Source organism: Flavobacterium pokkalii, assembly GCF_014596575.1.
GTDB lineage: Bacteria > Bacteroidota > Bacteroidia > Flavobacteriales > Flavobacteriaceae > Flavobacterium > Flavobacterium pokkalii.
Window position 1 is genome coordinate 44,891 of the sequence record NZ_NASZ01000009.1, and the last position, 15,876, is coordinate 60,766.

Below are 15,876 nucleotides of genomic sequence, written 5' to 3' on the forward strand. Positions count from 1 at the left end.
TTTGATAAAAAAGTTTGAATCTGTAATTAAATTCTATTCAATTTTTCCATAAACCGGAACGATGAAATTTCCGTTTAAAAATGATTTAGCATCGATTTGACTTTGCAAAATAACACCTTTTAAGTTTTGTTCCAGTAATAATTGAGCTGATTGTACCAAAGGAGCTGCTGTTGTGACTTGTATGGCTCTTAATTTGTGTTTTCCAACTTGCAAAGATTGAATTTCTTTGACAATTTCGCGTCTTCTTAAAATACCTTTGATGTCTTTTCCTTCCACGGCTGCGTAAAGAATTATTTGATCGTCTTCCATTAACGGAATTTCTTTCTGCATGATTTTTTCTAAATTTTTTATCTTGTTTTTGGAAGAATCTATCGTTTTTAATTGGTTTTGAACCCAGCTATAATGTCCGGGAAAACGGAGGGTTTTATAGTCTAAATCGCGAACTTTTCCACTTAAAGCATCCGGTAAATCAGCGGCACCGCCCGAAGTTAAATCATCTTCATAAGTTTTGCCATTAATAATTATGGAACTTCTTTCGGATAAGGCGGGAAGCTCGATTTTGCTGAAATTTCGAATGACGTTCGCATTTTTCAAATATTCGGTTGCAACGCCTATTGGACTCCAGGTGAATCCGTAATAATGAGGTGCAACGGCATTTTTAGTTAGCGCTCCAACTTTAAATTCTAATTTGTCGGCTGAATTGACATTGAAATCGGAGCAGAATTCCTGAAACAAATGATTCGCCAAAACATCAATATAACCGGGAGCAATTCCTGTTTGTAGAACAAATCCCGTTTCGGCATCTTTGGCTAAAGCCATGATTTGAGCTGTTTCATCCACATATTCGGTAAGATTAGCATAATACAAATGATAATCTTTGGCAATTTGCGCAATTTTAGGAGCCTGATTTCCCGGAAGACAATCTAAAATAATGTTTCCCTGAGTGAAAATAGCTCTCATTTCCGGTGTAATTTCGTCCGGAGTGAGATGAAAAGCTTTAACCGTGACGTTTTTGGCTGTTCCTTTTTCAACCCATCCGGCAACAGATTGGGCTTTAGAAAGGGTTCGGTTTCCAATATATATGGTGGGAGTAATAAGGCTCCATTCGGCGAGAATTAAAGCGGCTGCTTCGGCTATACCGCCGGCTCCGGCAATGATAATGTTGTAATGCTTTTCCATATTCTAAATTTACGTTTTTTCGGTTTGATGCCGAAATAAATTTAGAAAATAGCTAAAAGTTAGTTGTTTAAGTTTCTAAAAAAGTGTTCCCTGTTCGAATGAAGGTTTGGAATTACTGTTGAAGTGAAAGCGGTCAATAATTTCAAATTGTTTGATTTTTGGGTTAAAAAGCCGAAGTGCAATATTGTCGCAAATAAAATTCAATTGAATTTCCTCAGAAAAAAGGTGATAGGCTGCGGCAATTTTTTCAGGATTTAGTCGGCGCGCAATTGAAAGATGAGGCTCATTGTTTTTAAAAATCGTTTTAGGACGAAAGGATTGATTAATATGTTTCATGATTTCTTTCAATTCTTTTTTGGAATTTTCGTTAGGAGCTATAAAAAAAGCACCGTTTGGAAAAGTAGCAAAAGAATCTAAGCAGACTGATTTTGGGCTAAGGCAGTCGCAAATTTGAAATAATTGTTGTTTGATTAATTCTATTTCGTTTTCAGTAGCCATGAATTCGTTTATCGTAATATGAGCCAATGAGTTTTTACTGTTGAACCAGCCGATTTCTTTGGCTAAATCGTCTTTCATTTTTTTTACAAAAGCAATGATTTCCTCAGAAGGACTGATGACTAACGAATAACGATTTTGCATATTTTTAAATACTATCGATGATTTTTTTAGTGTTTTAATTGAATGTTTTCTAATTCCAAATTCAATTGAGTTCGTTCTCGGTCGAGTGATTCCAGTTCGTCTTGCAAAAGCTTGAGTTTGGTTTGGATAATGTTGATTTCGTTATTCTTTTCCTCTTCTGTTCTAAAAAAATGAAATTGATTTGCTTTAACCAATTCATTTTTAGTTGCTTCAAAAAGATTTTGTTTTTCAGTATTCTCAATCTGAATTTCAGCCAGTCTTTTAGTAATTATTTCTTTTTTTTCTTTGATGATACGTTCTTTTTCGAGTCTTTGCTGTTCGGCAAGTTGTTCTTTTTGGGCTTTAATTTCTTCTTCCTGCAATAGAAATTGACGATTTTCCCTTTCGGTTTTATTGTTTCTTGCTTCTAATTCCTGTTTTCGATTTTCGTTAATAAAATTTAAAGTAAAACTTCCAATTACCAGTAAAGTTAAAAACGCAAACAAATAGAATCGTCCTTTGTTCAGCACCATAATTTTGTTGCTTTTTTCTTTGCTTTTGGGAGTTGGCGAATTGCTTTTAAAAGGAGGCGGAGTTACTTTTAACAGCGTTTGAAGTTCCTCGATTTCGCCTGCAGTTTTCCAATCGGGCATTCCGGAAAACCATACCGGTGTTGCGGCAGTAATTTGTTTTTCCTCTAATTCGGTTAAACTAAATGGACCGCTGCTCTCCACACCGTTATGTAAATAATATTTTTTCATTACAGATAAGTTTGTGTAAAATTATATTGATTAACCCAAAAACAAAAAATATGCCGTAGAATTTTATCTGCTTTTGAAGAAGTGTTAAAAAGAATAAAGCTTTTAATAATACAATCTGAAATCAAGGAATTTACAAAGAGCATAATGTTTTTGATGCAATTCTTCCACATTTTCAATAGGATCGTCAGAATCCTGAAAGAGACTAAAAAATACTCTGTCAAGATGAATACTGTCCACTTTGCTATGTTTAATTCCGTATCCCGAAATCGCTTTGGCATTAGTAATATCTAAAAAATATTGTGCTTCATCTTCGGTTAAATCCAGAATTTTTTTATTCGAAAAATGGATGATTTTACCTTTTAATTTTCCTTCAAATATTTCGGCAATTTCTTCCAGACTGTAATAATAATCGTGTAGGCAAATGTTGTTTTGCTGACCGGGCATCACCAGATAAATGATTTCGTAATCTTTAAAATGCTCGTCATAAAGCAGGGCGTTCAAACTTTCTTCCAGTCCTTCAATGGTGTCGCAAGTTTTGTAAATACTAGCAATTTCGTGAGAAAAAGCAAGCGTTTCCAAATTTTTGACCACTTCAGTTTCTATTAAATGATCTATATCCGGAACGGCTTCCAGGCAAAAGATAAAATTCTCATTTTCCATAAATAACACTAGCTTTTTAAAGCCGTAAAAGTATGATTTATTTGTTTTCTTTTGGTTTAGCAACATCTATAAAAGATAGCTTTTTTTTCTTAAGTGCTTTTATAATTGTTGTTGGTCGAAATTATATGTTTAGAAAATTATTAAGTTTTAAATTTATACTTTAACTTAATTGAATAACTTAAGAAAAAGTGTAAATACTAATGAAAAAACTATTCTTATTATTAAATTTCTTTTCGATATTTTACTTTGTTCATAGCCAGGAATTAATTAATGAACCCAAGCCTTTTGGACCAGTACCTACACAAAAACAGCTCGACTGGCAGGAGATGGAATTTTATGCTTTTATCCATTTTTCATTAAATACTTTTACAAATAAAGAGTGGGGTTTTGGAGATGAATCACCACAATTATTTAGTCCAACAGATTTAGATGTACGGCAATGGGCGCGAATTGTTAAAGATGCCGGAATGAAAGGAATTATTTTGGTAGCAAAACATCACGATGGATTTTGTTTATGGCCGTCGGCATATACTGAACGTTCGGTGAAAAATTCACCTTGGAAAAATGGAAAAGGAGATGTGGTCAAAGAATTAGCCGAAGCATGTAAAGAGTACAATCTTAAATTAGGACTTTATCTTTCTCCCTGGGATCGTAATCATCCACAATATGGTAAGCCGGAATACATTACTTATTTCAGAAATCAATTGAAAGAATTGTTGACTAATCATGGAGACGTTTTCGAAATGTGGTTTGACGGAGCTAATGGTGGCGATGGTTATTATGGAGGAGCTAATGAAATCAGAAAAATAAATACGATGGAATATTACAATTGGGAAGAAACCTATAAAATGATTTATAATCTGGCACCTAATACTTTGGTTTGGGGAATTGGTCCTTCAGAAGCCAGATGGATAGGAAATGAAGATGGTTATGCTAATAAAACCAATTGGAGTCTTTTACGTCAAAAAGATGATTTAGCAGGAAAAGTACATTATACGGAATATATGTCGGGACATGAAGATGGAGAAAAATGGGTATCCGGTGAAGCAGATGTGTCTATAAGACCAGGTTGGTTTTATCATGCTGCTGAAGATGATAAAGTACGTTCATTGGATGAACTGGTAGATATTTATTATAAATCAGTAGGGCGAAATGCGAATCTTTTGCTTAATCTTCCGGTTGATAAAAGAGGTTTGGTGAATGAGAATGATGAAAAGCGATTAAAAGAATTAGTAGCAGTTATAAAAGCCGATTTTAAAACGGAATTATTGAGAGGAACGAAAGTTAAAGCTTCAAATATCAGAGATAATAATCGTCTTTTTTCGGCTGAAAATTTGATAGACGGCGATAAAAATACGTATTGGGCTACCGATGACGGAGTTAAAAATGCCAGTATCGAATTTCAATTTGAAAAACCAACAGCAATTAATAGAATATTACTTCAAGAGTATATTAAGCTGGGACAAAGAGTTAAAGCTTTTACTGTTGAAGCTGAAGTAGATGGGGAATGGTTAATTGTAGCAAATGAAACAACTATTGGTTACAAAAGGATATTAAGGATAAACCGTGTAAAGGCGACAGCTTTACGTGTTAGTATTACTAATGCAAAAGCTAATATAGTACTTTCTGAAATTAAGGCTTATAATGCGCCTACTTTTGTAAAAATGCCAATAGTTCAAAGAGATAAAAACGGGGTTGTTACTATGGAAACCATCGGAGGAAATGCAATTTATTATACCGTTGATGGAACAGAACCAACTGAAAAGAGTCAATTATATCAAGGAACTTTTATGTTTGATAAAACTGCAGTTGTAAAAGCTATTGCCAGAAATACTTCAGAGCAAATAAACAGCGCTGTTAAAACCGTAAAATTTGGTCTTTCTAAAACCAATTGGAAAATATGGAAAGTTTCCAGCGGTGATATCAAAGAAGCAGAAAAGGTTATTGATGAGAATCCTGAAACAAATTGGACTTTTGGAGATAGTACCCATAAATTTCCGCAGGAGGTTTTTATAGATATGGGAAAAGTATCAAAAATAAAGGGATTTAGTTATATGCCTTTACAAATGGGAGATCAACTTAATTTAATTTCAAATTATGAGTTTTATACAAGTAAAGATGCTAAAAAGTGGACAAAACAATCAGAAGGAGAATTTTCAAATATTAAAAACAATCCTATAGAACAGTTGAAAATATTTAAAAAGGTTAAAGCGCGATATTTGCGTTTTGTGGCATTATCCGCGATTGGTAAGGGAGAAAGGGTTTCTATAGGGGAGTTGAGTGTGATTGAGGAATAATAGAATAAGGTAAAAAAAGATTAAAAGTTTTAATTGTGTTTTTTGCCGAAGCACAAGGGTTGTTAGTCGAATAAATAATTTTAAGCAGTAAAAGAACAGTAATTTTATCTTAATAATTTAATTCAGCAATAAAATGATTAAGGAAGATATTAATTTCAAAGAAGCAGGAAGGTTTGAAGAAACCCGTTTTGAAAAAATTCACAATGTAATTTTTGACTCTTCAAAAGAGGCTTCATTATTGGTAGCACATGAAATCGCTAATTTGATTCAGAGAAAAGAAGAATTAAATGAACCTTGTGTTTTAGGGCTGGCTACAGGTTCTTCACCTATAAAAGTATATGAAGAATTGGTTAGAATGCATAAAGAAGAAGGTCTCAGTTTTAAAAATGTAATAACTTTTAACTTAGACGAATACTATCCTATGGATAAAGATAATATTCAGAGTTATTATTATTTTATGCATGAACATTTATTTAATCATGTTGATATTCCGGCTGAAAATATTAATATTCCTGACGGAAAAGTTAGTGCCGAAGAATTACGTCAATATTGTATTGATTACGATATGAAAATTAATTCTTATGGTGGTTTGGATTTTCAATTATTAGGAATTGGGAGAACCGGACATATCGGGTTTAATGAACCGGGATCACACGTTAATTCAGCAACCAGAAGTATCACATTAGATCATATTACACGTGTAGATGCGGCACCCGCTTTTTTAGGTGTAGATAATGTACCCCGAAAAGCCATTACTATGGGAATAGGAACTGTTAGAAATGCAAAGAGAATCGTGCTTCTGGCCTGGGGAATCAGTAAGGCTGATATTATCAAAGAAACGATTGAAGGAGAAATATCTTCTCAGGTTCCGGCAACTTATTTACAGGAACATCCAAATACAACTTTTGTTTTAGATACCGAAGCTTCGTCTGAACTAACAAGAGTAAAAACGCCATGGCTAGTTAAATCATGTTTTTGGACAAATGAATTAAAATTGAAAGCAGTCGTTTGGTTAAGTGAACTAACAAGCAAACCAATTTTGAAACTTACCGATAAAGATTATAATGATAATGGAATGTCAGGTTTGTTAGCCGAAGAGGGAACAGCTTATAATTTAAATATTAAGATGTTTAATACCCTGCAACATACTATTACAGGCTGGCCGGGCGGAAAACCTAATGCTGACGATACTTACAGACCGGAACGTTCAACTCCGGCTAAGAAGCGAATCATTATTTTTAGTCCGCATCCGGATGATGATGTGATTTCGATGGGAGGAACATTTGACAGATTGGTAGAACAAGGTCATGAAGTACACATTGCTTATCAAACATCCGGAAATATTGCAGTTTCTAATGAAGAAGCTTTAAAATTTGCAGAAGTTTCTACAGTTCTAAATTCAAAATCTAGCGAATCGGATAGTATTATTAATTTTTTAAAAAATAAATCTAAAAATGATATTGATACTCTTGAAGTTAGAAAATTAAAAGGACTTATCAGACGTAGTGAATCTCTTGGTGCTACAAGGTATTTAGGCGTTCCGGATGAACAGGTTCACTTTTTGAATCTTCCATTCTACGAAACCGGTACTGTAAAGAAAGGGAACCTTACCGATGCAGATATTGATATTATGTGTAATCTTATTGAAGAGGTAAAACCACATCAAATTTATGCTGCCGGAGATTTAGCCGATCCGCATGGAACTCACAAGGTTTGTTTGGATAGTTTGTTTGAGGCTTTAAAGCGACTAAAAAGCAAAAGTTTTATGGATGATTGTTGGGTTTGGTTGTATCGTGGTGCCTGGCATGAGTGGGAAACTTATGAGATTGAAATGGCGGTGCCAATGAGTCCTGATCAGGTTCTTAAAAAACGTTATGCTATTTTCTATCATCAATCTCAAAAAGATGGTGTGATGTTCCAAGGAGATGATTCCCGCGAATTTTGGGTAAGAGCTGAAGACAGAAACAGAGCGACAGCTAAAAAATATAATGATTTAGGATTAGCCGAATATGCGGCAATTGAAGCGTTTAAACGCTATCATTTTTAACTTTTCTTTTAACTAGATATAGATAACATTTGTTTGGTTGGTTATTTATATTGAAAAAGCAACCTGAAAAGGTTGCTTTTTTTATTAGTGTTGTTTTATAATTTATATAGAAGCATTTAATATTCGTTGTTTCACTTCGTCTATATAAGAACGACCTATAACATATCGAAGGCCTTCAATTTCAATGCTATTTCCTTCAACAGCATCAATTTTATCAATAGCAATGGTATAGGAACGGTGGATTCTTAAAAAATCTTTTTCGGGTAGCAAACTGGTAAAGTCTGATAATGTACTGTGAATAATATATTTACCTGTTGTGGTGTTGATTTTTAAATAATCCTTCAGGCTTTCGATGACTAAAATTTCATTTAAAAAAATCTTCTTCATCCTTTTTTTGTCAATTTTTACAAAAATAAATGGATTCTCTTTACTATTATCGATAGCTATTCTACTAGTAGTATCAAGCCTTTTGTGGACTTTGTTTATTGCTTTCATCAATCTGGGAAATTCAATTGGTTTTACCAGATAATCTAAAACATCTAATTCGTAGGTTTCAATAGCAAATTCACCATAGGCGCTCGTAATAATTAACAAAGGCGGATTTTCTAAACTTTTTATAAAATTAATACCATCTAAAACAGGCATATTGATGTCTAAAAAAATGACATCGACCGAATTGTTTTTTAAAAAATTGAGCCCTTCAATAGGGTTACTAAAGGAATTTATAAATTCTAATTCTTCAATTTGTTCAATATAATTTTTAATGACATTAATTGCTAATGGTTCATCATCTATTATTAGACATTTAATTTTCATATGTAATTTTTAGGGTCAAAATAATCGGAAAGTTTGTTAGCTGAATTTTGAAAGTTTGTTTATGAAACTTTGATTTTTAGCTTTACTACAAAAATATTATTTTTATTCTTAATTGACAGTTTATAATCATTTTTGTTGTAACCTAATTCCAATCTTTTTTTAACATTTTCGATACCTATTCCGCTTGATTTGTTCAATTTATCTACATGATTCGTTACTGTAGGCATCGGGTTTGATACCGAAAAATAGAGATAATCTTCTTTGATTTTAAAATTGATATCGATTTTAACATTTCCCACATTTTTATTAGCACCATGTTTGAAAGAATTTTCTATAAAGGTCAGTAAAAGCATAGGAGAAATCTCTTTATCTTGGATATCACCAGAAATATACATATTGACTTCCAGTCTCTCATCATGTCTGATTCGCTCCAGGTCTAAGTAATTTTGAATGCAAAGAATTTCATTTTCTAAACTTTGTTTTTTACTCTGTGTTTCATAAAGCATATACCGCATTAGTTCAGATAACTTCAAAATAATTTTAGGCGTTTTATTTGATTTTTCGACTGATAAGGAATAAATATTATTTAAGGTGTTGAAGAAAAAGTGTGGGGAAATTTGTGATTTTAAAAATAAGAGTTCGGTTTCTAATTGTGATTTTTCCAAATCGGTTACTCTTTTATGTTCTTCTAAAAAGTCAAATGTAATTTTAATAGCCGTGACAAAAGTGATTACGTAAAGCTCTCCCAGCATCATATCGATACAGTAATTGAGGGAAAGGCTGTCCATGTATTCCGGACCTTCCGGCCAAACATTGTGATTAATTAAAAAATAAGTAAGATTAAATTTTACCACAACCATAAGAAATATAACAGCCAGCAGGGTAATTATATAAAAGACATATTTTTTTCGAAATAACAAATAAGGCATTAAGATGAAAATATTCAAATAACAAAGACTCATGTGAATAGGGAAACCTAATAAGTTTGTCTTTAAAGAATAGAGATAATCATTAAAATAACTGCCCCATCTAAAGGTGTTAAATATAAAATAGACTATCCAAAAAAGTACATGGTAGCGCAGTGGTAATCGGTATAATTTGTTATTGTTAAAAAGCATAAAAAAATGGATTGTTTATTCGTTTTTTTTGATGTTTAGCTAAGTTTATATGTCATCCGTCTAAATTAATTTCAGTAGAAATCAAATTTATCTAAATTTAAAGTTAAATTAAAGATTGTTTGATATGAGGAAATTCGGAATCGTTATTTTAGGTGTAATTCTGGTCGCGGGTTGCAGGGTAAATATAGACAAAAATAAACATAAAAATGTTTTTTTAACGCGTCATGTTGATCCTTTAATAGGTACTGGAGGACACGGTCATACTTATCCGGGAGCAACGGTTCCTTTTGGAATGGTACAGCTTAGTCCTGATAATGGAATTTCAAGTTGGGATTGGTGTTCGGGTTATCATTATTCCGATTCGATTGTTGCCGGATTTAGTCATTTGCATTTAAGCGGTACAGGAATTGGTGATTTAGCTGATATTCTTTTGATGCCAATCAATAAAAAAATTGAATTAACAACTAAAGCTACTTCCAGAGATTCATTATCCTATAAATCTACTTATTCTCATAAAAATGAAACTTCTAAACCGGGTTATTATCAGGTTTATTTAAACGATTCTAAAATCAATGTTGAATTAACAGCTTCGCAAAGAACCGCTTTTCATAAATATACTTTTAAAGATAAAGATTTACAATCCGTAATTATCGATTTAGGTTTTGCTATCAATTGGGATAAGGCTACCAAAACCGAAATTACCATTGAAAATGAAACGACAATAAGTGGTTATCGTTACAGTACAGGTTGGGCTAAAAATCAAAAAGTTTATTTCGTAGCTCAATTTTCAAAACCTATTTCTAAATGGGGATTAGTTGCTGATGAAAAGAATGTAGCCGGCATAAATGCTTCAGGAGAAAAAACAATTGCACAATTGTTTTTTGATAATAAAAATTCAAATGAATTATTGGCTAAAGTAGCACTGTCTTCAGTGAGTGTAGCTAATGCTAAAGATAATTTAGATGCCGGAGGTTTTAATTTTGAGAAAGTAAAATCAGAAGCTCAAAAAAACTGGAATCACTCTTTGTTTACAATTGAAGTGGAAACCACGGTTGATTCTCTTAAAACAATTTTTTACACAGCTTTGTATCATGCTCAATTAGCGCCGGTGACTTATAGCGATAAGAATGGTCAGTTTAGAAGAGAAGACGATACCATTCTTACAGCTAAAGATTATACTGCTTATTCTACTTTGTCACTTTGGGATACTTTCAGAGCTGAAAATCCATTGTTGACTTTACTTGCTCCAGATAGGGTTTCGGATATTATCAATTCGATGTTGGCCTATTATGAAACAAAAAAAATATTGCCCGTTTGGACTTTATATGCTAATGAAACCAATACAATGACTGGGTATCATGCGATTCCTGTAATTGTAAATGCTTATAAAAATGGTATTAAAGGTTTTGATGCTGAAAAAGCATTTGAAGCTATGAAAAATACTATGATGCAAAACGAACGTGGTTTGGATTTGTATAAAAAATATGGTTTCATTCCTTATAATCTATTAGATGAGTCGGTTACAATTACTTTAGAATATGCTTACGATGATTGGTGTGTGGCTCAAATGGCTAAAGCTTTGGGTAAAGAAGATGATTACAACTATTTTCTAAAACGTTCAAAAGCCTACGAATTTTTATTTGATGCGAAATCTGGATTTATGCGAGGAAAAGCAGCTGATGGAAAAACATGGAATCCTTCTTTTGACCCAAAACACTCTAATCACAGAGAACATACTGATTATACTGAAGGGAATGCCTGGCAACACAGCTGGTTTGTACCACATGATGTAAATGCTTTTATCAAATTACACGGTGGAGATCAAAAATTCTCTCAAAAATTAGAACAATTGTTTACTGAAAGTTCAGAGATTACCGGAAATAATGTTTCGGCTGATATTTCAGGTTTAATTGGGCAATATGCTCACGGGAATGAACCGAGTCATCACATTGCTTATATGTTTAATCACGCTAATCAGCCGTGGAGAACACAATATTGGGTTCGACATATTTTAGATACACAATACAATACAACTCCTAATGGATTAAGCGGAAACGAAGATTGTGGACAAATGTCGGCTTGGTATATTTTTAGTTCAATGGGATTGTATCCAATGAATCCTGCCTCGGGTGAATATGAAATTGGTAGTCCAATTTTTGAAAAAACAACTATAAAGCTTCCGGAAGGTAAAAGTTTTACTATTGAAGCTGAAAATGTTTCTGCCAAGAATTTTTACATACAATCGGCAACACTTAATGGTGTTGAATTTAACAAAACAACAATTACGCATCAACAGCTATTACAAGGTGGAACATTACATTTTGTTATGGGGTCTGAGCCAAACAAAAATTGGGGATTAACTAAATAACAAAATGAAGCATGGATAGCATAGATGTATCGATAATCGTTTTTTACATCCTATTAACAATAGGAATCGGAATTTGGATTTCACGAAAAGCCTCTAAGGGTCTTGATGATTATTTTTTAGGTGGAAATTCGATAAAATGGTATTATTTAGGATTAAGTAATGGTTCGGGAATGTTTGATGTTTCCGGAACGGCCTGGATGGTTGGTGTACTATTTTTATATGGTATTAAAAGTTTCTTTTTAATGTGGCTTTGGCCTATTTGGAATCAGGTTTTTGTGATGATGTTTTTGGCCATTTGGATCAGAAAATCCAATACCATGACAGGATCTGAGTGGATTTTGACCCGATTTGGGAATGATAAAGCAGGGAGAGCTTCGCATATTATTGTTGCTGTTTTTGCTATTGTATCAACAATTGGTTTTATTGCTTACTTCTTTGAGGGAATCGGTAAGTTTATGACTATCATTTTACCTTGGGATTTAGCCATTCATTTAGGTGATTTTTCTTTATTGACTTCAGAACAAAGTTATGCCTTATTAGTTATTTTTCTAACTACAATTTATACTATCAAAGGAGGAATGTTTTCTGTTGTAGCCACTGAGGTTTTACAATATGGTATTATGGTTGTTTCAGGATTATTAGTAGCTGGTTACACTTTGGTTACCTATACAGATATTCAAATTAGTTCGGTGATTACAGAAGAGTGGAAGAATGTGTTTTTCTCGCCTGAACTTGGTCCGCACTGGGGTGAAAAATTTCAAACTTTTAATAATTTGATAGATTCTGAAGGCTATAAAATGTTTGGAGCCTTGGTTGGAATGTCTTTATTTAAAGGCTTTTTTGCCAGTATTGCAGGACCTACACCAAGTTATGACTTGCAACGTATTCTTTCTACCAAATCAGTTAAAGAAGCGGCTTATATGAGTGGATTTACTAATTTGATTTTGTTTATTCCTCGCTACCTTTTAATTGCCGGAATTGTAGTAATTGCATTAGTAACAATGGCTCCTGAAATGAATTTAAATCCAAATTTAAGTGGTGCTGATTTAGAGGTTATTATGCCAAAAGTAATTAATTTTCAAATTCCGGTTGGGATTAAAGGTTTGTTATTAGCGGGTTTATTAGCTGCATTTATGTCTACTTTCTCAGCATTTGTAAATGCCGGTCCGGCTTACATTGTAAATGATTTGTATAAAAAATATTTTAAACCAAATGAAACTAGTGAGCATTACATCAAAGTGAGCCAAATTGCTTCTTTTTTAGTAGTAGGTTTAGGCGTTTTTATGGGATTTTTTGCAGAGTCAATTAATTCACTGACCTTATGGATTACTAGTGCTCTTTTTGGAGGTTATGTGGCAGCTAATTTCCTTAAATGGGTTTGGTGGCGTTTCAATGGTTGGGGGTATTTTTGGGGAATGTTCTCCGGATTGATTATTGCTTCCTTAGAATTTGTCTTGGAACAAAATAAAGGAAGTTTCGCTCAGGGAACTTTATTACATACTTTATCTGAGATGCAGGCTATTTATTTGTTCCCAATTATTCTTGCTTTTTCAGCATTAGGATGTGTTTTAGGAACCTATTTCAGCCAGCCAACCGATATGGAAGTTTTAAAATCTTTTTACACTAATGTTAGGCCTTGGGGATGGTGGAAACCGGTATATGACTTATTGAAAAAAGAAGAGCAGGATTTTGAAAAAAATAATGATTTTATAATGGATATGTTTAATTGCCTTGTTGGTATTATTTGGCAATCTAGTATGATAGTTTTACCAGTTTACTTTATTATTCGTGATTATCCAAAAACGATTGTTTCGTTAGTTGTTTTCTTAGTAACCACAGTAATTTTAAAATATACCTGGTTAGATAAGGTTCGAAAAATTCAAGATTAAATTAAAATTGACGATAGAATTTAATCAAATAGCATTAAAAGATTTAACAAAAAAGAATAAACAAAATATATAAAAAATGAGTACAATTCCTTGGCAAGACAGACCCGAAAATAACAATGACATTATGTGGAGATATGCAGAAAATCCCATAATTGAAAGATATGCTATTCCTTCATCGAACAGTGTTTTTAATAGTGCTGTAGTTCCTTTTGGAGATGGTTTTGCGGGTGTTTTCAGATGTGATAATAAAGCGGTGCAAATGAATATTTTTGCAGGTTTTAGTAAAGACGGAATCAATTGGGATATTAACCATGAACCCATTGTAATGCAGTCTGGAAATACCGAAATGATTGAATCTGCCTATAAATACGATCCACGTGTGGTGTTTATTGAAGATCGTTATTGGATTACTTGGTGTAATGGATATAACGGACCTACAATTGGTATTGGTTATACTTTTGATTTTGTAGAATTTTTTCAATGCGAAAATGCCTTTTTACCTTTTAACAGAAATGGAGTTTTATTTCCTCAAAAAATTAATGGAAAATACGCCATGTTAAGTCGTCCAAGTGATAATGGTCACACTCCTTTTGGCGATATTTGGATTAGTTTTAGTCCGGATATGAAATATTGGGGAGAACATCGTTTAGTAATGAAGCCAACGCCTTTTGAAGATAGTGCTTGGCAATGTACTAAAATTGGTGCAGGACCTATCCCAATTTTGACAGATGAAGGTTGGTTAATGATTTATCACGGTGTAATTAATACTTGTAATGGATTCCGTTATGCGATGGGAGCTGCTATCTTAGATACAGAACAACCTGATAATGTAAAATACAGAACACAACCTTATTTATTAGGACCAGCGGTAAATTATGAGCAGGTAGGAGATGTGCCAAATGTAGTTTTCCCGTGTGCTGCTTTACATGATATAGAAGAAGATAAATTAGCGGTATATTACGGAGCTGCTGATACCGTAGTTGCTATGGCATTTGGAAAATTAAGCGAAGTAATTCAGTTTACAAAAGATAATAGCTTGTAAAAAGTATGATTAGTAAAATTAAAAGTATTGTGTTTGTTTTAGGTTTCATTTCCTCTATTGGTTTTGCCCAATCCAAAGGAATTGTACCCAAAAACTATGTAGCTTACAAAACATCAGAAAAAATCCAAATTGACGGTGAAGAATCAGAAACTTCATGGTCAAAAGCAGAGTGGACAGATGCTTTTATTGATATTGAAGGTGTTGATAAACCTAAATACAATACAAAAGTAAAAATGCTTTGGGATGATAAAAATTATTATATCCTGGCAAAAATTCAAGAGCCACATGTTTGGGCAAATTTGAAACAACACGATACCATTATATTTTACAATAATGATTTTGAAGTTTTTATTGATCCTGATGGTGATACTTTTAATTATTACGAATTAGAAATCAATGCTTTGAATACGGCTTGGGATTTGTTTTTAACCAAGCCTTATCGTGAAAAAAATGTTGTGCTTAATGATTGGAATAATACGGGATTACAATCGGCGGTAAAAATTCAGGGGACTTTAAATAATCCTGCTGATACAGACGAAGGTTGGACTTTAGAAATTGCAATTCCATGGACTTCATATCAAAAATCTTTTGGAGAAGATAATGTTCCAAGAGATAAATTCTGGAGGGTGAATTTTTCCAGAGTAAATTGGCAACACGATATTGTAAACGGTAAGTACGAACGCAAAAAAGATGCCTCACGTAAATATTTACCGGAATACAATTGGGTTTGGTCACCACAGGGTGTTATTAACATGCATGAACCTGAAAAATGGGGATATGTATATTTTACTTCTGAAGAAATTGGAAATAAAGTAACTTTTACAATTCCTCAGGATGAAAAAATTAAATGGAAATTGTTCGAATTGTACAGAGCGCAAAAACAATATTTAGCCAAAAATAGAAAATGGGCAGTAGCAATTAATCAATTAACAAAAAGTGTGATTAAAGTTGGTACAAATATTATAACTCCTAAATTAGAGAACCATAGTTTTGGTTGGAATATATCAGTAAAAAGTCCTTTTTCAAGCAAAACTTTTATCATCAAAGAAGATGGTCAGTTTATAGAGAAATGATCCCGTTT

The 15,876-nt window shown here is 33.0% G+C and carries 12 protein-coding genes; 6 read left to right on the top strand and 6 right to left on the bottom strand.

Annotation, left to right across the window (positions count from 1 at the left end; all coding sequences use genetic code 11):
• Positions 1–33: 33 nt before the first annotated feature.
• The 4 genes from B6A10_RS07710 to B6A10_RS07725 form a co-directional block, all read right to left on the bottom strand.
• Entirely contained in the window at positions 34–1,179 is a 1,146-nt protein-coding gene (locus B6A10_RS07710; RefSeq protein ID WP_188220412.1) for a saccharopine dehydrogenase family protein, read from the bottom strand.
• A 75-nt stretch (positions 1,180–1,254) separates the two neighbouring features.
• Entirely contained in the window at positions 1,255–1,818 is a 564-nt protein-coding gene (locus B6A10_RS07715) for a 2'-5' RNA ligase family protein (RefSeq protein ID WP_188220413.1), read from the bottom strand.
• 26 nt (positions 1,819–1,844) lie between these two features.
• A complete protein-coding gene (locus B6A10_RS07720; RefSeq protein WP_188220414.1) occupies positions 1,845–2,558 on the bottom strand; it encodes a DUF4339 domain-containing protein in 714 nt (237 codons plus the stop codon).
• A 102-nt stretch (positions 2,559–2,660) separates the two neighbouring features.
• Positions 2,661–3,218, bottom strand: coding sequence for a DUF6642 family protein (locus B6A10_RS07725; protein ID WP_188220415.1), 558 nt, complete (start codon positions 3,216–3,218; stop codon positions 2,661–2,663).
• 200 nt (positions 3,219–3,418) lie between these two features.
• Between B6A10_RS07725 and B6A10_RS07730 the strand changes: the two genes are divergently transcribed.
• Together B6A10_RS07730 and nagB are read left to right on the top strand one after the other, a co-directional pair.
• Positions 3,419–5,515: an alpha-L-fucosidase gene (locus B6A10_RS07730; RefSeq protein WP_188220416.1), complete on the top strand. Its 2,097-nt coding sequence runs from the start codon at positions 3,419–3,421 to the stop codon at positions 5,513–5,515.
• A gap of 133 nt (positions 5,516–5,648) precedes the next feature.
• Positions 5,649–7,562 carry a glucosamine-6-phosphate deaminase gene (nagB, locus tag B6A10_RS07735; protein ID WP_026714395.1) on the top strand — a complete coding sequence of 638 codons (1,914 nt, stop codon included), beginning with the start codon at positions 5,649–5,651 and terminating at the stop codon, positions 7,560–7,562.
• Between the two features lie 102 nt (positions 7,563–7,664).
• On the opposite strand, the gene B6A10_RS07740 is transcribed toward nagB, so the two are convergent.
• Positions 7,665–8,378, bottom strand: coding sequence for a LytR/AlgR family response regulator transcription factor (locus B6A10_RS07740; RefSeq protein ID WP_055092126.1), 714 nt, complete (start codon positions 8,376–8,378; stop codon positions 7,665–7,667).
• 59 nt (positions 8,379–8,437) lie between these two features.
• Positions 8,438–9,496 carry a sensor histidine kinase gene (locus B6A10_RS07745; RefSeq protein ID WP_055092124.1) on the bottom strand — a complete coding sequence of 353 codons (1,059 nt, stop codon included), beginning with the start codon at positions 9,494–9,496 and terminating at the stop codon, positions 8,438–8,440.
• A 124-nt stretch (positions 9,497–9,620) separates the two neighbouring features.
• On the opposite strand from B6A10_RS07745, the gene B6A10_RS07750 reads away from it, so the two are divergent.
• The 4 genes from B6A10_RS07750 to B6A10_RS07765 all read left to right on the top strand — a co-directional run bounded on the left by B6A10_RS07750 (position 9,621) and on the right by B6A10_RS07765 (position 15,868).
• Positions 9,621–11,864, top strand: coding sequence for a GH92 family glycosyl hydrolase (locus B6A10_RS07750; RefSeq protein WP_188220417.1), 2,244 nt, complete (start codon positions 9,621–9,623; stop codon positions 11,862–11,864).
• An 11-nt stretch (positions 11,865–11,875) separates the two neighbouring features.
• Complete coding sequence (locus B6A10_RS07755) at positions 11,876–13,753, top strand: sodium:solute symporter family protein (RefSeq protein WP_188220418.1); 1,878 nt, start codon at positions 11,876–11,878, stop codon at positions 13,751–13,753.
• A gap of 76 nt (positions 13,754–13,829) precedes the next feature.
• Positions 13,830–14,795 carry a glycoside hydrolase family 130 protein gene (locus B6A10_RS07760; protein WP_188220419.1) on the top strand — a complete coding sequence of 322 codons (966 nt, stop codon included), beginning with the start codon at positions 13,830–13,832 and terminating at the stop codon, positions 14,793–14,795.
• 5 nt (positions 14,796–14,800) lie between these two features.
• A complete protein-coding gene (locus B6A10_RS07765; RefSeq protein ID WP_188220420.1) occupies positions 14,801–15,868 on the top strand; it encodes a sugar-binding protein in 1,068 nt (355 codons plus the stop codon).
• The last annotated feature ends 8 nt before the right edge of the window (positions 15,869–15,876 follow it).